The 17,382-nt window shown below is 62.7% G+C and carries 14 protein-coding genes; 3 read left to right on the forward strand and 11 right to left on the reverse strand.

From position 1 onward, the window contains the following. Positions 1-47 precede the first annotated feature (47 nt). A complete protein-coding gene (gene pbpG, locus R0382_RS15895) occupies positions 48-1,106 on the forward strand; it encodes a D-alanyl-D-alanine endopeptidase (protein WP_432720837.1) in 1,059 nt (352 codons plus the stop codon). A 65-nt stretch (positions 1,107-1,171) separates the two neighbouring features. On the opposite strand, the gene trxC is transcribed toward pbpG, so the two are convergent. The 4 genes from trxC to R0382_RS15915 form a co-directional block, all read right to left on the reverse strand. Next, positions 1,172-1,594, reverse strand: a complete 423-nt coding sequence (gene trxC, locus R0382_RS15900) for a thioredoxin TrxC (RefSeq protein WP_432720838.1) — start codon at positions 1,592-1,594, stop codon at positions 1,172-1,174. Positions 1,595-1,655: 61 nt separating this feature from the next. Then, complete coding sequence (locus tag R0382_RS15905; RefSeq protein ID WP_432720840.1) at positions 1,656-2,705, reverse strand: ABC transporter ATP-binding protein; 1,050 nt, start codon at positions 2,703-2,705, stop codon at positions 1,656-1,658. Then, entirely contained in the window at positions 2,702-4,315 is a 1,614-nt protein-coding gene (locus tag R0382_RS15910) for an ABC transporter permease (RefSeq protein ID WP_432720841.1), read from the reverse strand. Before R0382_RS15910 ends, R0382_RS15905 begins: the two co-directional genes overlap by 4 nt. Before the next feature lie 68 nt (positions 4,316-4,383). Continuing rightward, positions 4,384-5,376: a Fe(3+) ABC transporter substrate-binding protein gene (locus R0382_RS15915; RefSeq protein WP_432720842.1), complete on the reverse strand. Its 993-nt coding sequence runs from the start codon at positions 5,374-5,376 to the stop codon at positions 4,384-4,386. Positions 5,377-5,551: 175 nt separating this feature from the next. Between R0382_RS15915 and R0382_RS15920 the strand changes: the two genes are divergently transcribed. Continuing rightward, the gene (locus R0382_RS15920) at positions 5,552-6,460 is read left to right on the forward strand and encodes a recombination-associated protein RdgC (protein ID WP_432720843.1); all 909 of its coding nucleotides are present in this window, start codon (positions 5,552-5,554) and stop codon (positions 6,458-6,460) included. Between the two features lie 59 nt (positions 6,461-6,519). Here R0382_RS15920 and R0382_RS15925 read toward each other — a convergent pair whose 3' ends face one another. Genes R0382_RS15925 through bioB form a run of 4 tightly spaced genes read right to left on the reverse strand, consistent with a single transcriptional unit; the run spans position 6,520 to position 9,821 of the window. After that, the gene (locus R0382_RS15925) at positions 6,520-7,461 is read right to left on the reverse strand and encodes a Kdo hydroxylase family protein (protein WP_432720844.1); all 942 of its coding nucleotides are present in this window, start codon (positions 7,459-7,461) and stop codon (positions 6,520-6,522) included. A 5-nt stretch (positions 7,462-7,466) separates the two neighbouring features. Beyond that, positions 7,467-7,922, reverse strand: a complete 456-nt coding sequence (locus R0382_RS15930; protein ID WP_432720845.1) for a DUF2214 family protein — start codon at positions 7,920-7,922, stop codon at positions 7,467-7,469. A 12-nt stretch (positions 7,923-7,934) separates the two neighbouring features. Further along, the gene (locus tag R0382_RS15935) at positions 7,935-8,843 is read right to left on the reverse strand and encodes a distant relative of cell wall-associated hydrolase (protein WP_432720846.1); all 909 of its coding nucleotides are present in this window, start codon (positions 8,841-8,843) and stop codon (positions 7,935-7,937) included. Continuing rightward, positions 8,844-9,821, reverse strand: a complete 978-nt coding sequence (bioB, locus tag R0382_RS15940) for a biotin synthase BioB (RefSeq protein ID WP_432720847.1) — start codon at positions 9,819-9,821, stop codon at positions 8,844-8,846. 71 nt (positions 9,822-9,892) lie between these two features. On the opposite strand from bioB, the gene R0382_RS15945 reads away from it, so the two are divergent. Further along, on the forward strand, positions 9,893-10,567 hold the full coding sequence (locus tag R0382_RS15945; protein ID WP_432720849.1) for a ComF family protein: 675 nt from the start codon (positions 9,893-9,895) through the stop codon (positions 10,565-10,567). Between the two features lie 3 nt (positions 10,568-10,570). Here the strand turns inward: R0382_RS15945 and R0382_RS15950 are convergent, their stop codons facing one another. The 3 genes from R0382_RS15950 to R0382_RS15960 all read right to left on the reverse strand — a co-directional run bounded on the left by R0382_RS15950 (position 10,571) and on the right by R0382_RS15960 (position 17,363). Then, on the reverse strand, positions 10,571-14,461 hold the full coding sequence (locus R0382_RS15950) for a translocation/assembly module TamB domain-containing protein (protein ID WP_432720850.1): 3,891 nt from the start codon (positions 14,459-14,461) through the stop codon (positions 10,571-10,573). 1 nt (position 14,462) lies between these two features. Further along, positions 14,463-16,217, reverse strand: a complete 1,755-nt coding sequence (locus R0382_RS15955; RefSeq protein ID WP_432720851.1) for an autotransporter assembly complex protein TamA — start codon at positions 16,215-16,217, stop codon at positions 14,463-14,465. 573 nt (positions 16,218-16,790) lie between these two features. Continuing rightward, positions 16,791-17,363: a chalcone isomerase family protein gene (locus R0382_RS15960; protein ID WP_432720852.1), complete on the reverse strand. Its 573-nt coding sequence runs from the start codon at positions 17,361-17,363 to the stop codon at positions 16,791-16,793. Positions 17,364-17,382: the final 19 nt, after the last annotated feature.

Raw genomic sequence — 17,382 nt, forward strand, 5'->3', positions numbered from 1 at the left:
AAGAAGCAACTGATGTAATAAGCTCGCACTCGATTCCGAGGTAGTTGATGAAACCCAGCATTCCCGGGCTTTGCGCTCTCCTGACAGCGCTCTCGCTCGCCGCCGTGCCGATGGCCGAAGCGGCCACTCAGCATGCCGAATCGACCAGCAAGACGGCCAAATCCAAGCCAGTCGGCAAGCAAACTGTTGCAAAGAATCAACAGAAGAAAACCGCTCAACCGAAAAAACCGACCATCAAGGTAACGGTTCGTAAAAAGGGCACTGTCAGCAGCCAAGCGATCGCCAATGCCCGACAAGAGGTCCGTGTTTCGCGTGCGGTCGCCCTGCCGTCGACACTCGAACGTCCCGGCGTTCAATCCTCTGCCGTGCTCGTCGTCAACGAGCAAAGCGGCGAGGTGATCTATGAAAAGAATGCCGACGCCCAAGTGCCAATTGCCTCGATCACCAAGCTGATGACGGCCATGGTCACGCTGGACGCCCGCTTGCCGATGAACGAGCTAATCACGATCAGTGACGACGACGTCGACATGCTCAAGCACACGAGCTCGCGTCTCACCGTCGGCACTTCGCTGACCCGCGCCGAAGTGCTGCTGCTGGCCCTGATGTCGTCGGAAAACCGTGCCGCCGCCGCCCTGTCACGCACCTATCCCGGTGGTCGTGACGCCTTCGTGCGGAAGATGAACGAAAAGGCGCAGCAACTGGGCATGCGCGGCAGCCGTTTCTATGACTCCACCGGTCTGACGCCAAGCAATGTGTCGACGCCACGCGATCTGGTGCAAATGGTCAAGGCTGCACACCATTACCCGGAAATTCACCAGTTCTCGACGTCGAGCGAGTATCGCTTCATCTCCAACCGCAACGGCCGGGAGATGATCTACCGCAACACCAACCCGCTGGTGAAGTCGGACGAATGGAATATCGGTCTATCCAAGACCGGTTTCATCAACGAAGCCGGTCACTGTATCGTGCTGCAAGCGACGATCGAGGGCACGCCGGTCGTGATGATCCTGATGGACTCTCAAGGCAGTTATACCCGGATCGGTGATGCCAATCGGGTCAAGAAATGGCTGGAAACCAGCCCTTATGCCAAGTTGCGCGCAGGCTGATCGGCGCTCACCACCAAACAACAACGCCCCGGAAACGGGGCGTTGTTGTTTGGGGCTCGACGACATCAAACCAATTGGCTTACCCACGCCTTGAACTGGCCCGACGACATCGCGCCGTTGAGGCGCTCGATCTGGCGGCCGCGATCAAAGGCGATCAACGTCGGAATGCTGCGAATCTGATACTGCGCCGCCAGCGTCTGCTCGGCGTCGGTGTCCACCTTGAGGAACAGCACCTTCCCGGCAAAGTATTCGGCCGCCGATGCAAATGCGGGTGCAAACGCCTGACAGGGGCCGCACCAGGTCGCCCAGAAATCGACGACCACGGGTATCGGGCTGGCAGCGATCAGCGCGGCGGCGCTCTCCGCCGTCGCGGCAATTGGCGCACCGGCCAACAGCGCTTCGTGGCACTGGCCACAATTCGGTGCATCTGCGAGCCGGGACGGCTCCAGTCGGTTGGCGGTCTGACAATGCGGGCAGGCAACAATCATGGGGTTCTCCAGAACAGACAGTGATGGTCGCGCAGCCCGCCCCGTCGATCAAGCATCCGTCTCATTCGCGCACGAATGCGATGGCATGCTCCAACTCAAGCCGAATGCCGATCGCTTCGCCCACCGAATGATTATGGTGACTTGGGACGAGCGAGAGGATTTTTTGTCCTGACGGCAGTGCCAGTGTGTAGAGGAACTCCGCGCCGCGAAACGCCCGCGCCAGCACGGTGGCCTTGAACGGGCTCGCATCATCGTGCTGCACGTCGTCAGGGCGAACCAGCACATCAACACGGCAACCATCCGCTTCACAATGCGTTGGCACCGCCCCCTCAAACACGCCAAGCTCGAATTCGATCTGCATTTGGCCGTTCACGACACCCGGCAGCAGCACGCCTTCGCCAATGAAGTTGGCCACGTAACGATCGACCGGCTGGTGGTACAGCGCATAGGGGCTCGCCCATTGGCGAATCCGGCCGTCGACCATCACGCCGACGACATCGGCGACGGCAAACGCCTCGTGCTGATCGTGCGTCACCAGAATCGCCGTCGTGCCGGCCGCCTTGAGGATGTCGCGGACCTCATGCCCGAGTCGTTCGCGCAGCTCGGCATCCAGGTTGGAGAACGGTTCGTCCAGCAGCATCAGCCTCGGCTTGGGCGCCAGCGCCCGGGCCAGCGCAACACGCTGCTGCTGCCCACCGGACAGCTCGTGCGGATAGCGTTCACGCTCGCGCCGCAGGCCAACCAGGGCCAGCAGCTCGTCAATGCGTTCGGCACACGCTGATGCCGGCAAATGACGCAGGCCAAAACCGACATTGCCGGCAACGCTCAGGTGCGGAAACAGCGCGTAATCCTGAAACACCATGCCGATCCGTCGCGCCTCGGGCGGCAGTCCCTGCCCTGCAGCGGCGACGACGTCGCCGTCGATGCGGATCTCGCCGCCGTCGAGCACCTCAAAGCCGGCAATCGCGCGCAACATCGTCGTCTTGCCGCAACCCGAATGGCCAAGCAGGCAGCCGATCTGCCCCGGCGCCAGCGAAAAGGACAATGATTCGATTACCGCGCGCTCCGGATAACGGACCGAAACGGCATTCACGTTGAGCATGGGCTTCATGATTCTGACTTCCGGATCAACAGCACGACCGGCACGATGCCGGCGAGCACGATAAACAGACTCGGCAAGGCAGCGCGATCCCACATGCCCTCCGAGGTCATTTCAAACACGCGCACCGCCAGCGTGTCCCAGCCGAATGCGCGCGTCATCAGCGTGATCGGCATTTCCTTGAGCACATCGACGAAAGTGAGCAAGGCGGCCGACATCAGCCCGCCGCGCAGCAAGGGCAGGTGCAAACGCCACAGCGTCTGACGTCCGTTCAGGCCGAGCGAGCGGGCCGCCTCTTCCTGACTGCGGGTAATCCGCTGCATGGCCGTATCAACCGGCTGAAAGCCGACCGCGAGAAAACGTGCCGCCAGTGCCAGCAACATCACCGCCAGCGTCCCCTTGAAGAACGCCAATCCCTCATAACCCAAAGGACGCAACGCCGCGAGCAAGACATTGTCGAGCCAGGCAATCGGAATAAAGACGCCGACGGCCAGCACCGTTCCCGGTACCGCATAACCGAGCGTCGCCAGCCGTACCGACCAGCGCGTACCGGCGTCGGCATAGCGTCGACGCGCATAGGCAAGCACCAGCGCCAGCAGCGTAATCAGCGCGGCTGCCATCGCCGCGATCAGCAATGATCGGCCGATAAAGGCCGGGTAGCGCGAATCGAAATCGTCGGCCCACACGTCTTTGACCCAGAACAGCAATTGCAGCAGCGGCACGATGAAGGCCAGCAACAGCACCAGCGCACACCAGCCGGCCGCCAGCCAGCGCGCTGCACCATGCAGCACGATCCGGTCGGCCTGGCCGCTGCGAACCTGGTAATTGCGCGCACCGCGGCCGTATTGCTCCAGTGCGACAAGCAGCAGCACGAACATCACCAGCAGCGAAGCCAGCTGCGAGGCGGCGGGCAGATTGAAGAGCGCAAACCACGCCTTGTAGATCGCGGTGGTGAACGTATCGAAATTGAAGATCGACACCGTACCGAAATCAGCCAGTACCTCCATCAGCGCCAGCGTCACGCCGCCGATCAACCACGGCCGCGCCATCGGAATCGCCACCGAGACAAACGCCCGTCTTCGCGACATCCCCAGCGTCTGCGCCGCCTCGACCGCGCGCCGCCCCTGCGTCAGAAAGGCGTTCCGTGCCAGCAGGTAAACATAGGGATAGAACGCCATCGACAGCACGAGGATCACGCCGCCGGTGCTGCGTATCTGCGGAAACCAGGCGCTGCTACCGAAGCAGTCGCGCAGCAAGGTCTGCACCGGGCCGGTGAAGTCGAGCAAGCCCACCTGAACAAAGGCCAGCACGTACGCCGGCATTGCCAGCGGCAGCATCAGGGCCCAGCTGAAGAAACGCCTTCCCGGAAAAGCGTACACGGCGGTCAGCCATGCCAGCGGCACCCCGAGCAGCAGCACGCCGACGCCAACGCCAACGATCAGCAGCAGCGTATTCCACAGCACGCCCGGCAGTACGTATTCGAGCAGGTGCGCCCATACCTCGGGCTGCGGGTCGAGCAAGGACGACAGCACCACTCCCAGCGGCACGATGGTGAGCAGCGCAATGGGCAGCGTATACAACAGGCCGCGACTCGGTCGCGGCGGGCGGGCAACAAAAGGCATGGTCAACACGGCGGGTCAAAGGAAAACGGGCAGCTCGCGCTGCCCGTCATTGCGGAAGGCTTTACACCTTACTTGTAGCCGGCACGGTCCATCAACTGCGTGGCCTTGCCTTGCAGCTCGCCGGCCTTGGTCACATTGATCAGGCTCGGTTTGAATGGCCCCCACGAGGACACCAGATCGTCCGGCTTGACCTTCGGGTTGACCGGGAACTCCATGTCCTTGTCGGCGTAAAGATTCTGCGCCTTGTCGCCGGACAGCCATTCGATCAGTTTGACCGCGCCCTTCTCGTTCTTGGCATGACGGGTCACACCGGCGCCCGAGATGTTGACGTGCACGCCACCGGCGTTCTGATTGGCCCAGAACAGCTTGACCGGGAAAGCCGGGTTCTTGGCAACGATGCGGCCGTAATAATAGCTGTTGGCCACGCCGACCTGGCACTGGCCAGCGGCAATCGCCTCAAGCAGCTTGGTGTCGTCCGGGAACACCGGCGCAGCCAGATTGGCCACCCAGCCACGGACGATCTGCTCGGTCTTCGGCTCGCCGTGCTGGGCGATCATCATCGCGACCAGTGACTGGTTGTAGACCTTCTTCGACGTACGCAGGCACAGCTTGCCCTTCCACTTCGGGTCGGCAAGGTCCTCATAGGTCGACAGGTCCGCCGGCTTCACGCTGGCCGGGTTGTAGAACATCGTCCGGGCGCGGATCGACAGGCCGTACCACTCGCCCTTCGGATCCCGCAGGTGCGCCGGCACATTGTCGTTCAGCGTCTTCGATTCGATCGGCTTGAGCAGCCCCTGTTTGCCGGCCTGCCACAGATTGCCGGCATCGACGGTGATCAGCACATCGGCCGGCGTGTTCGCCCCCTCGGCCTTGAGGCGTTCCATCAGCGGACCTTCCTTGTCGGTCAGCACCTTGACCTCGACACCGGTGTCCTTGGTGAAGGCATCGAACAAGGGCTTGATCAGTTGCTCATTGCGCGCCGAGTAAACGGTCACGGATTCGGCATGCGCCAGACCGGCCAACAGGGCCGCGGCGAGCGGGACGAGGACGAATTGCTTCAAGGTGGAACTCCGGTGAACAAGACGGGATCGGATCGAAATCGCGGTGATCCTAGCGAAAATGAAAATAATTCTCAATAAGGTAATGCCGTGACCATTTGGATCAAGGTGACTATGCAAGGTTCCCGTCTTTTGCCCCACTCGTTACAATCGGCGACCGCTTCATAAGGATCGATCCATGCTCTGGTTCCGCAATCTGCAACTCTACCGACTTGCCCCCGACCACGCGCTCAGCCTCGACAGCATCGGCGACAGTCTGGCCAAGCGCCCGTGGGTGCCGTGCGGCAGCCACGACCCGATGAGCCAGGGCTGGATCGCACCGGCACGACACGCGCCGGACCTGAAAGCCTACGGTTACGACGATGCCGTGCTCGTCGCGCTGAAAACCGAAGAAAAACTGCTGCCCGCCAGCGTGGTCAAGGACGAGACCGACGAGCGCATCGCCCGGATCGAAGCCGAAGAAAACCGCAAGGTCGGCCGCAAGGAAGCCAAGGAGCTACGCGAACGCGTCGCCGAGGAACTGCTGCCCAAGGCCTTTACCCGCGCACGCAGCCAGCGCGCGATCATCGATCTGCAACTCGGCCTGGTCCTGGTCGAAAGCGCATCGGCCGCCAAGGCCGAGCAATTGCTGTCGTACCTGCGCGAAACGCTCGGCAGCCTGCCGACCCGCCTCGTCAACACCCAGGTCACGCCGGAAACGGCGATGACGCTGTGGCTGGAATCGGCGGATGCCGGTGAATTCGACCTGGGTCAGGACACCGAGCTGCGCGCACCGGGCGACGACGGCGCGATCACCCGGCTGGCCCGTCAGCCGCTCGACACCGCCGAGGTCAAGCAGCACCTCGAAAACGGCCTGCTCGCCAGCAAGCTGGCGCTGGAATGGGACGACAAGCTGGCGTTCCAGCTCACCGACAAGCTCGAGATCAAGCGTCTGACGATGCTCGATGTCCTGCAGGACGAGCTCAAGGACATGGATGCTGCCGACCAGAGCGCAATCTTCGATTCAAGCCTGGCACTCACCGTCGGCACGCTGCGCGAATTCGTGCCGGCACTGATTCGCGCGCTCGGTGACGAACTGCCCGCGTGATTGCGACATCAGCCAACAAAAAGCCGCCCCGAAGGGCGGCTTTTTGTTGGCTGCGCGGCTCAGCAGCCTTCAATCGCCAACGCCATCATCACGACGGCGCTGGCACTGAGCACCCGCTTGTAGGTCAGCGCCTTGCCCGTCAATCGCTGCAGGATGGCCAACGGTGAACGCGCCTGATCGGACATGCCGTCGATCGGCAGAAAGAACGTCTGCTCGAGCATGTATTGCCCGCCCATCGCCGCGTGCGAAGCCTGATCGGAAAAGCAGATCCAGCCACCGCCCGACGCAAATTCGACGCGCTCCTGTGCACACGATTGCTGGTAACGCCGATCGCCCTTCATTGCGTCATGCAGGTTGAGCATGATGTGGTCGTACGGACTGCGGCGGCGCTTGGTGATTTTCAGCGCGTGCAACACGCTGGCCGAACCCGGCCACTGGCGGGGAATCTTCGGCAGAAACTGCTTCGCCACGGTCTCGAACGACTCTCCAACCCGCCAGACGCGCGGCTCGCCGGCCGGGTTGATATTCATGAACACGCGCAGGATGCGTTCGCCGTAATTCGGCCGCGACGGAAAGGCATCGACATGCAGGCGGCTATCGTCCTTGCGCCAGGACGTCTGCCGGTCTTCAACCTTGTGCAGGCGCAAGCTTGTTGGCGCCTTGCGCAAACGGCCGCGGTACTCGGGAAACAGCGCATCGACCAGCTCGCCGGCGGCATCGTGATAGCGCTGGATCAATGCCTTGACTGCCGTTTGCGTACCGCTGTCGCCGATCACGCCGTGCAGCACGCCGGAAACCGGATCAAGGCTGATGTTCTTGCGTTTTGGATCGGCCAGCGACAGATCGAGCAGCTGCTGCTCGCCGCGCTCAAGCGCAAACGGAAAGCGCCGGAAGTACAGCACCTTGCCTTCCTCCACGGCCGCTAGCAGCGTTTCGCGCGGCGGCACGAAGCCGGCAGCGCGTCCGCCGGTCACATCGACAATCTGGCGTACAGTGTTCATCACACTCATGCCACGCCGAAGCCACGCGACATGAACGCGGCAAGAATAGGTAGCAGCACAATCAAATGGGTTTCCCACATCAGGCAGCGACGCACCCGCGTCAGCTCGTGGTCGGGCGGGATGAATGCCGCGTCTGCACGCGCGGCCTTGCGCCACGCGACAAAGCGCCGGGTTGGATAGATCGAGATCAAGCCGATCAACACGAAGACGGTGATCTTGGCGTGAAATACCGGATTATGCAGATAGAACTCGGCGCCCTTGATGCCATAAAACAAACGCCCTAGCCCGGTTGCCAGCGCCAGCATCGCCATCAGGAAGTAGACCAGATCGTAGCGCGCCAACCGCGCCGCGGCCGTCGGCATCCATTCGCGGCGGACCAGCACCGTTTCAATCGTCAAGAAGGTAATGACCATGAAAATGGCCAGGTAGTGAGCAGCGGCGAGCAGTGCATCGAGCAGCATGATTTTCCCTTTTTAGAAACCTGCGGTATTGCCGAGCATGATCGGACGAACCGGCAATACCGGTTCCGGACGGAATTTGAGGTGGCCGATGTAGACCAGCGTCTGGTTGGCCCGCTGCGACGGCACATCGCCTTCGCGCATATGCAGAATATCGGCGGGGCTGATCCAGCGCGGATCGGCATCGGTCATCGGCAGGCCGATGGATTTGTAGGCTTCGAGCACGAACTGCGAACAGAAGAAACGCTCATCGCTACTGCTGCCGAGCTGGATCGTCGCGATGCCGCGCAGGCAATCCGCCCTTGCCGACGCCGGCAACAGCGGCAACTCGCAGATCCGTCGTTGCAGCGAGAACGGGGCGTGCAGCATCACGCCGACGTAATCGTAGCGCCGGCCGATGCTGCGATCGGCAAAGTCGCGCATCGGCCCGCCCTGCCCGGACTGAAAATCCGGATGCCGGAAGGCGACGATGACCGCTTCATCGTCGATCATCGTCCCGATCTTGCGCAGGCGCACGCCGCTGCCGACGGCCTCCGCTACATCGCCGTCGCCGAGGTAAAGCGCGGCATGGCTGACCGGCGCGGTCGTTATCAGGCGGATGCCCGCCGATGTCAGGCCGCTACCGGTCGAGAGCAGAATGTCACCGGGCAGCAGCGCATCCGCGCCAATTACTGTCTCGCCGTTCGCCGGCCGCAGCGCATTGCTTTGAAACGTGATCGCCGGCCCCGGCGCGGCAATGCGCTGCGGGTCGACCTGCGTCGCGCAGCCGGAAACGAAACAGGCGGCCAGCACCGCCATTATCCATGCCTTCACATTGAGTACCGTCGGATTGGACCCGGCGATTTTTTCACAAAACACCAGCAAACGGTCAGCATCAAGACATAAAAAACCCGGCATACCGCCGGGTTTTTTATGAAAGCGCATTTACAAGGGCTTGAGATCGAGCTTTTCGAACAAGGCCTTGTCGCGCGTGACGTCCGGATTGCCGGTGGTCAGCAGCTTGTCGCCGTAGAAAATCGAATTGGCACCGGCCATGAAGCACAGCGCTTGCGTGGCTTCGTCCATCTGCTGCCGGCCTGCCGACAGGCGAACGAAGGACTTCGGCATCGTGATCCGCGCCACGGCGATGGTGCGCACGAACTCCGTCCAGCCAACGGCTTGGTCGCCGTCCAGCGGCGTCCCTTCGATCTTGACCAGATTATTGATCGGCACCGAATCCGGCTGCGGATCGAGGTTGGCGAGCTGGGCAATCAGGCCGACGCGATCGTCGCGCGTTTCACCGAGGCCGACGATGCCGCCGGTACAGACATGCAGGCCGGCCTTGCGGACCTTGCCGAGCGTATCGAGCCGGTCGGCATAGCTATGGGTGCTGACGATGTCGGCATACTTCTCGGGGCTGGTATCGAGATTGTGGTTGTAATAGTCGAGGCCGACGTCGCGCAGCTCCTCGGCCTGCCCGTCCTTGAGCATGCCGAGCGTCGCACAGGTCTCAAGCCCCAGCGCCTTGACGCCGGCAATCATCTGCTTCACCGATTCCAGATCCTTGGTCTTCGGGCCACGCCACGCCGCGCCCATGCAGAAGCGGCTGGCGCCGTTCTCCTTGGCGATACGCGCGACTTCGATCACCTCGTCGGCGTCCATCAGCGTCTCGCGCTCGAGCCCGGTGTCGTGCCGCGCCGATTGCGAGCAGTAGCCGCAATCTTCCGAACAGCCGCCGGTCTTCACCGACAGCAGCGTCGACAGTTGCACGCGGTTGGCGTTGAAGTGCTCGCGGTGCACCTGTTGGGCGCGGAACAGCAAATCGTTGAACGGCAGCGCGAACAAAGCCGCCACGTCGTCGAGGCTCCAGTTCTGCTGCTGCGGATGCGGCGTAAGGCGCTTGAATTCGATCGTTTGCGTCATGGCGGGCGGGATGGGCTAGAAAGGAAGTCGCGCCATTTTCGGCAGCCCCACCCCCATTGTCAAATTTGCAAATGCATTTTCTGAACAAGATCACCCAGCTGCCGGCGTGCTGCACGCTCTGCCATCGCGGCTGCCGCGGCACCTTTTGCAACAGCTGTGATGCCGCGCTGCCCAGACTGCCAGCCAACTGTTGCCCACGCTGCGCCCTGCCGACGCTCGACGGCGGTCTGTGCGGTGGCTGTCTGGCGCATCCCCCGAGGTTTGACGCCAGCCATGCGGCGCTGCGCTACACCGGCGATGCTGCGCACCTGATCACCGCCGGCAAGTACGCGGGTCGCTGGTCCCTGTGGCGCGCGCTGGCCGGCTTGCTGGCTGTCCGACTACCCGCCGAGCCCGACATCGACCTGATCGTGCCAATGCCGCTGCACGCGCACCGGTTGCGCGAACGCGGTTTCAACCAGTCCGCCGAACTGGCGAGCGTGCTCGCCCGTCATGCGGGGCGACCTTTGCGGCACGATCTGCTGGAACGGGTGCGCGATACCGGGCAGCAAAGCCGGCTCAGTCTGGTAGAGCGCCGGCGCAATCTGAAGGGCGCTTTCGCCGCCAGCGCCGACGTCCGCGGCTTGCGCATCGCCGTGGTCGACGACGTCATGACCAGCGGCCTGACGCTCGACACGGTGGCGGCGACGCTCAAGCGCGCCGGCGCTGTCCAGGTCGAGGCCTGGGTGCTGGCGCGGACGCTGTAACAATCAGGGTTTCAGCGACGGCGCCGGCTTGTCGTCGCCCCAGAGCGAATCGAAGTTGATCGAATATTTGGCATCGAACGTGCTCTCGTCGGTGCCAACCCGGGTCACGAAGGACCAGCGCCGCGACAGTTGCAAGGTAAAGCGCACGGCGTCCTTGAGGCCGTTGACGCTCTTGTCGAGCCCCAGCGTCAGCCACTTGTTGAGCCGTTTGCTCACCGTCACGACCTGTGTCGTCGTGCCGTCCTCCATCTTGTCCGACGCAACACCGACTTCGTCGATGCCGAGCTTGCCGAGCAATTCGTCCGAGAAGCTCTCGCCCGAATCGCCGCTGGCAAACGCCGCGTTCAGGAACTGCAACAGCACCGCCGAATCGCCCTTTTCCATATTGTCGGTGCCATGACCGAACAGCAGCCACGAGAGCTTCTCGTTGTCGGGCACCGACGGGTTTGAATACAGCTTGACCCGCGGATTCAGCGCCGAGCCCTTGACCTCGACGCCGGCCTCGACCGACAACCCCTCCCGGACAGCGAGGATGTCGAGCCCCGGATTATCGAGCTGGCCCGAGAACGACACGATGCCGCGCTCAATCGCCAGTTTCTGGCCGTAGGCACGATACGTCCCTTCCTCGACCTTGACCGTCCCGAAGCCCTGAAGACTCTGGTTCGGCGTTGTCTTCAAGCGCAACAGCCCGGACAACTGCGCCTCCAGCCCGTAGCCGCGGAAGGTGAAATCGTCGCCTAGATCGACTTCGAATTGCAGATTCGCCAGCGGCAGCGGCTTGCCGACGTCGCGCTTCTCGCCAACGATCACCACGTCGTCGGACAGATGCGGTACATCGGTCGAGCGATAGCGGATATCGCCGTGGTCGGCCTTGAGGTTGCCGCTCACCGACAGCCCCTCTTTGCCGTAGCGCACATCGCCCTTGCCCGAGACGACCAGCAGCATGTCCGGCTTGTTGATCAGCGTCAGCTGCCGGGCCGTGATCGTCGCGTTGGCATCGGCGCCGTTGTCGTTCAGATCGATCTGGCCGGTCGCGTTCAGCTCACCGCGCCCGCCCTTGAACGTGAACGTGTCCAGCGAGACGCGATTCTGTGACAAGCGAATCCGCGCCTTGCCGTCCTGCAGTGACACCCCGGTTACCGCATCGCGGACCGCGAGATTGTCGCCGTTGACGGTGCCGGCCAGCACGCCTTGCGACATCGGTCCGCTGCGGCTGACGTCAAAATCGATCGCCCCCTTCAGTTGCAGGCTGTCGCTGAGCAACGGCGATATTTTGGCCAGATCGGGCAGTTTGCCGGTCGCCCGCAGCGCCAGCGGTGCACCGATCTCGACCTGCCAGTTCGGCGCATCAACCCGCGTCGATCCGGTCAGCGCAACCTGACCAAAACGGCTGCTGCGAATCTGCCCTTCGAGCGCGAGCTGCGACTGGCGGGCCTGAATGCGCACGCCCAGCTGATCGAGCTGCAAGGCATGCGCCGGGCTGCGGTCGCTGGCCGGCACGCGGACATCGCCGCTGAGCCGGTTTAGATTCACGTCGCCATCCAGCGTCGCGCCCTGCCGCAGCTGCCAGCGCCCGCCGAGCACCAGGTCACTCTGCACGGCCTTGAAGTCCGCCAGCTTCAGCAGCTCTGCGGTCACAAGGCGTTCGGCACTGCCATCGGTTTCCAGTCGCCCCGGCTGCCAGAACAGCCGGTCGAGCTTGATCCGGCTCTCGCCAATCGCCAGCGTCGTCGCGCCCAGCTCGACCTTCTCGGCGCCGAAACTGGCGTCGACGGCCGATTGGACGCTGATCGGCAACATCGCGCGACCATCAAGTTTGTTGATCCTGCCACGCCATTGCCATTGCGGATCCAGCCCGCCGGCCGCCGTCAGATCCAGCCCGATCGGCTCGTTGTGGTACTGGCCGGACGCGTTCAAGCGCAAGGTGTGCGCACCGCGCGTGCCGTTGATCGCCAGCTTGAGCTGGGCAATCCTGGCGTCGAAACCTTCCAGCCCGGACAAATCCACATCGAACTGCATCGGGCTCGTCAGATCGGCATACAGCTGGCCATCGAGCGTGCCGCGCGCCAACTTGATGCCGAATGGCGTCGCCAGCGCGGCGACGTTCAGCGACGTCTTGATCAGTGGTTTCTTGAACGCGCCGATCAGTTGTGTCGTCCCCTGCACCCGGCCGCCGAAGCCGGGGCCGAGCTCGTTCAGGCCGTCGAGCGCAAGCTGCAGATCGAGCTTGTCGTTGGCGGCACCCAGCGCACCACGGGCACTGATCCGGTTGCTGCCCAGCGCCAGCCACAGATCGGCACGCTTCAAGCGCGTTTCGGTCAGATCGAGCTCGCCCTTGCCGGACAGGGGGCGGTTGTTGAAACTGCTCTGCGTCAATTCGTACTGCACATTGGCGCTCAGCGCCGGCTTGAGCGCGCCTCGCGCATCGACATGGCCGCTGATCCTGCCCGCAGGCACGGCGGCAAATTCGGCCGGATTGATATTGTTCAGCGTCGCCTCGGCGACAAAATCCTCGCGCTCGAAACCGAACTCGCCCTTGAGCGACACCGCGCTATTGCCACGCTTGAGTTCGGCGCTGCGGATGGCCAGCCGGCGCTCGGTCTTCGGCCGAATCCAGCCCAGATCCGCGCTGAGCGCGGCTTTGTAGGTCGGATCGTCGAGCTTGGCCACGACATCGGGGGCCGCGTACGGTCCCTTCAGGTGGATCTGCCCGCCAAGCCGGCTTTTCGGTTGCCGCTGCACCAGTTGCGACAGATCCAGCCCGTTGATGTCGATCGTTGCATCGAGCTGGTCAGCGCGAAACTGCCCGCGGCCCTTGAGCTGGCCGCCGCCGGGCAAGGTCGCCAGCAGCGTCGTCAGGTCGAGGTCCTCGTCGCTGACGGTAAACCCGGCGCTCAGCGTTTCCAGCGGCAATCGCCCCGCATTCACCGCGCCGGGCAAGGCGTTCTTCAAGGACAGATGTCCTGCCGCAAGTTTGCCGCTGCTCGGCGCCAGCGCCAGCTCGACGTCAAGCTCCGCCTTTGGCAGGCCGGGTTGCAGCGCCGCCGGATTGACGCCGTGCGCCTTGAGCTGGGCCGATTTCAGCATCGCGTACGCGTACGGCGCAAAGACGTCGATCCGGCTATCCAGATCAATGCCGACTTTCTCGCCCTTCACCGAGCCGGCCAGCCCCAGATCGCGCAGCGAGCCGGACAGGTTCAAATGGCTTTCCAGCTGGCGCTCTTCGATCACGCCGCCATAGCCCAGACGACCGCTGACGGCAAACGGCGCGCGGCCATCGAGCGACAGCTGGGCCTTGATCCGCCCGCGCGGCGTATCGAGCCGCTGCAGGTCGAGCCGGTGCACGTCACCGTCGCTGTGCAGATTCAGTTGCACGTGCTGCAAATCGACCGGTGACCCGGCCAGCGTGAAGCGCTGCAGGCTCGCCGCGTCGACATCGATCGCCAGCGGCAGGCTCAGCGACGTCGGCGGCGGTGAGGCGGGCTGGTTCGGCGGCGACGGTTTGCTGGTGATGTCGAGATGCCCCAGCTCGAGCCGGCTGACCGAGATCCGCCGAGCCAGCAAGGCTTCCGGTGACCATTCGAGGTAGCCGCGATCGAGCTTGACCGTCACCGCTGCGGTATCGACGATCAGCCCGTTGACGGTGATGCCGCGCCAGAGCGAGCCATCCAGCGATTTGAGTTTGGCGACACCACTGGCATTGACGCGATCGACCAGCCAGCGATGACCGCCGGCGCTATCGATCCACACCAAGGCGCCGGCAAGCAGGCCGGCAAGCAACACCACGGTGCCGAGCACGCCCCACACCAGCCAGCGCAATACGCTGCGCTTGGCCGGCGGCGCTGCGGCGGTGTCCTGCTCCGTCGGCGGCACAGGCAATTCGTTTTCGCTCATATCAGAACGTCAGCCCCAGCGAAAAGTAGAAGCGCCACTGCTCGGCATCGACACCATAGGCGAGGTCGGCGCCCAGCACGCCGACCGGGCTGACCCAGCGCGCGCCGGCACCGACACCGGTCTGGCCGTCGAAACTGCCCCAGGTATCGGCCGCGTCGCCGTAGTCGACGAAGACGGCGGCCCGCCAATCCTTGTAAACCACGTGTTGGTATTCAGCCGTGGCCGTTGCCAGCACCCTGCCCGGCTCGGTCGTACCATCCGAGGTAATGCCGAGGCTCTGGTAGTCATAACCCCGAACGCTGTTGGCACCACCGGCCCGGAACAGGTAATCGGTCGGCACCTTGCTCGGGTCCTTGGTGAAGTTCTGCCCCAGTTCGAGCCGGATGAAGGCAACGTCACCTTGCCCTACCTTCCAGTACTGCACCCCTTGGGCGTACAGCTCGACAAACGACTCGTCGGTCGCCACGCCCTGAACGGCACCAGCGCCTTCGAGCTGCAGGATGTTGCCTTTCTTCGGATCGCGCCGGCTGTCCAGATCGCGGCGTATCCACTTGTAGTAGGCGACCAGCGCCTGCGGACGCTCGAGGTCGCCATCGGCATTCACGCGGCGTTCACGCAGGTATTCGATGCCCAGCGTCCGGTCGATCAGATCTTCCTTGCGCGTCCGGGATACGCCGCCCTTATAGGTCTCGGTATCGAGCCCTTCGACGGTGCTGCTGGTGTAGTTGACGTAGGCACGGTGCGAATATCCGCTCTTGAACTGCGGAAAATCGATCGACAGCTCGCCTTCCTGCTCGTCGCCATCCAGCTTGGCGCGAATGCCGCCAACCCAGCCACGATCAAGCAGGTTGTGATAGTAATACTGGGCCTCGGCGCGCGGCCCGGTGTTGGTGCTGTAACCGAGCGACAGCGCCAGCTTGTTCAGCGGCACTTCCTGCAGATTGACCACGATCGGCGCGATATAGGGCGCTGTTGCCGAAGGTTCGGCCTCAACCACTGCGGCGCCGAACTGCGGCATCGATTGCAGATCCGATTGCAGATCGGCCAGCTCCTTGCGCCGGTACTCGCCACCTTCCTGCAAGTCGATGCGGTTCTTGACGATGCGCTCCGGGTAGCGATGCAGCCCCTTGATCGTGACCGGGCCAAAAACATAGGCCGGACCGCTGTCGATCACCATGGTGATGTCGGCGCGGTTGCTCGCCGGGTCGACACTGACTTCACTCTTGGTCACGTGGGCGGTCAGGTAACGTCTGGCCAGCATCCGGTTGATTACCCGCTGCTTGGTGTCCGACCAGGCGGCTTGAGTGAAGACATCGCCTTCGGCGAGTGCCCAACCGCCTTCCAGCCGGGTCAGCGCCCGTTTGTAGAACGCCTCATCCTCGGTGATCGCACCGATCAGCTGGAAGTCGATCTTGCCGACCCGCGTCAACGGCCCCGGATCGACTTCGACCACCGCACGGTAGTTGCCACCGTTGTTTTCGAGCCTGGACGTGATCTTGGAAGAGAAATAACCCTGCGTGTGCAGCAGCGCGGCGGCCTCTTGCGGCGTGCGGTCGACCAGCAGCTGCAGGCTTTCAGGCGTGGTTTTCTTTTCGTCACGCCAGCGGTAGAGGTCGAGGTAACGCTCGAGCAGGCTTTCAATATCCGACGGCGCGTCGATATCGACCTGATACGAGGCAATTTCGCCCTCGTCGCCCCAAGCCAGGCTCGCGGCAAACAGAACACTCAGCAGGGCGGAACGTGTCAGGGCGGACATACAGCGGTGGCAGGCAGAAAACACCGTACTTTAGCCGAAAGCCCGGGCGGCGCGGCGACTCGATACGAATGAATAACAAACAAAAAAATTGCCCGGCTCAACCAGAAGGTCGATGCACGGGCAGGAATAGGAGGAGTCGATAACGGCCAAGAGGCCGGGTACTACAGAGATGCGCGCAACCGCGCGACTACATCAACGAACGAGCGTCAGACGCCATCCGTAAGATTTAACGATCAGGCACTGGGCCTTTTCGACGTTCTTGACGATTTTCAACAGCGTTTTCATGTCCTTCTCCTTGGAGAGGCTCAACATCACACTTGATGTCAGCAGGCTTGCTGGCATGGGTGAACTTTAGCAAGACTACGAATCACACGCAAGTCTTTTTGTACTTTTACTACCTACATATTCGCGTTACTCAATGTAACTGACTACATCAATAACGCCGAAAGCCATATAAATACTGAAATATTTTCGTAGCACGCGAAAAACAACAACGAATGACTATGTAATAGCACTACAAAACAAAGGGCTGCCAGCGGCAGCCCTTTTTTACCTTCTTCCCCATCCCGCCAATCAGCGTGCGCCGAGCAGCTGTGCCTTGAGCCCGGCCTGCACCGGTGATTTGCCGAGCCAGATCGACAACAGCGCCGAGGCAAAATCGTCGCCGGCAATGACCGGATAGGCTTTGCCACGTACGGTGACCTTGGTCCCCTGTCCCGGCAACAGATCCAGCTGGATCACGTCGCCCTTGGCCACCGTCTTGACCTCGCGGAATACCTTGTCGAGTGTGTCGAGCTGCGGCGCGAAGCGCTTCATCTCGCCGGCCGAGATGTTGTCCTGCAGACCGTCGACAAACGATTCGTGCATCGTGCCCGCCGACACATCGCGCAGCATGCGCAACTCCATCCGGCGTGGAGTCGTTGCGCCGATGACGGCCGCGGCGTCACCGACCTTGGCGCTGGTATACAGCGACGCCACGTAGACATCGAACACCACCTTCTTGCGGATGCCGGCGCCGTTCAATTGCAACGACTGCCCGGCAACGTCGGCCTTGTCGGCGACGTTGGTCCCGCCGACTTCGAGCGCATTCGCCGCTGTCGCGGTCAGTGCCAGCATCAGGGCCAGCGCCATGGCGCGTTTTTTCATTGTCGTCCTCCAGAAAAAA

Origin of the sequence: Jeongeupia wiesaeckerbachi (assembly GCF_050916355.1) — a bacterium.
Lineage (GTDB): Bacteria > Pseudomonadota > Gammaproteobacteria > Burkholderiales > Chitinibacteraceae > Jeongeupia > Jeongeupia wiesaeckerbachi.

What these genes read in the sequence shown, in the direction of transcription:
- pbpG (WP_432720837.1), top strand. Translation starts at nt 48, where the DNA reads ATGAAACCCAGCATTCCCGGGCTTTGCGCTCTCCTGACAGCGCTCTCG.
- trxC (WP_432720838.1), bottom strand. Translation starts at nt 1,594, where the DNA reads ATGATTGTTGCCTGCCCGCATTGTCAGACCGCCAACCGACTGGAGCCG.
- R0382_RS15905 (WP_432720840.1), bottom strand. Translation starts at nt 2,705, where the DNA reads ATGAAGCCCATGCTCAACGTGAATGCCGTTTCGGTCCGTTATCCGGAG.
- R0382_RS15910 (WP_432720841.1), bottom strand. Translation starts at nt 4,315, where the DNA reads ATGCCTTTTGTTGCCCGCCCGCCGCGACCGAGTCGCGGCCTGTTGTAT.
- R0382_RS15920 (WP_432720843.1), top strand. Translation starts at nt 5,552, where the DNA reads ATGCTCTGGTTCCGCAATCTGCAACTCTACCGACTTGCCCCCGACCAC.
- R0382_RS15925 (WP_432720844.1), bottom strand. Translation starts at nt 7,461, where the DNA reads ATGAACACTGTACGCCAGATTGTCGATGTGACCGGCGGACGCGCTGCC.
- R0382_RS15930 (WP_432720845.1), bottom strand. Translation starts at nt 7,922, where the DNA reads ATGCTGCTCGATGCACTGCTCGCCGCTGCTCACTACCTGGCCATTTTC.
- R0382_RS15935 (WP_432720846.1), bottom strand. Translation starts at nt 8,843, where the DNA reads ATGCGCTTTCATAAAAAACCCGGCGGTATGCCGGGTTTTTTATGTCTT.
- bioB (WP_432720847.1), bottom strand. Translation starts at nt 9,821, where the DNA reads ATGACGCAAACGATCGAATTCAAGCGCCTTACGCCGCATCCGCAGCAG.
- R0382_RS15945 (WP_432720849.1), top strand. Translation starts at nt 9,893, where the DNA reads ATGCATTTTCTGAACAAGATCACCCAGCTGCCGGCGTGCTGCACGCTC.
- R0382_RS15950 (WP_432720850.1), bottom strand. Translation starts at nt 14,461, where the DNA reads ATGAGCGAAAACGAATTGCCTGTGCCGCCGACGGAGCAGGACACCGCC.
- R0382_RS15955 (WP_432720851.1), bottom strand. Translation starts at nt 16,217, where the DNA reads ATGTCCGCCCTGACACGTTCCGCCCTGCTGAGTGTTCTGTTTGCCGCG.
- R0382_RS15960 (WP_432720852.1), bottom strand. Translation starts at nt 17,363, where the DNA reads ATGAAAAAACGCGCCATGGCGCTGGCCCTGATGCTGGCACTGACCGCG.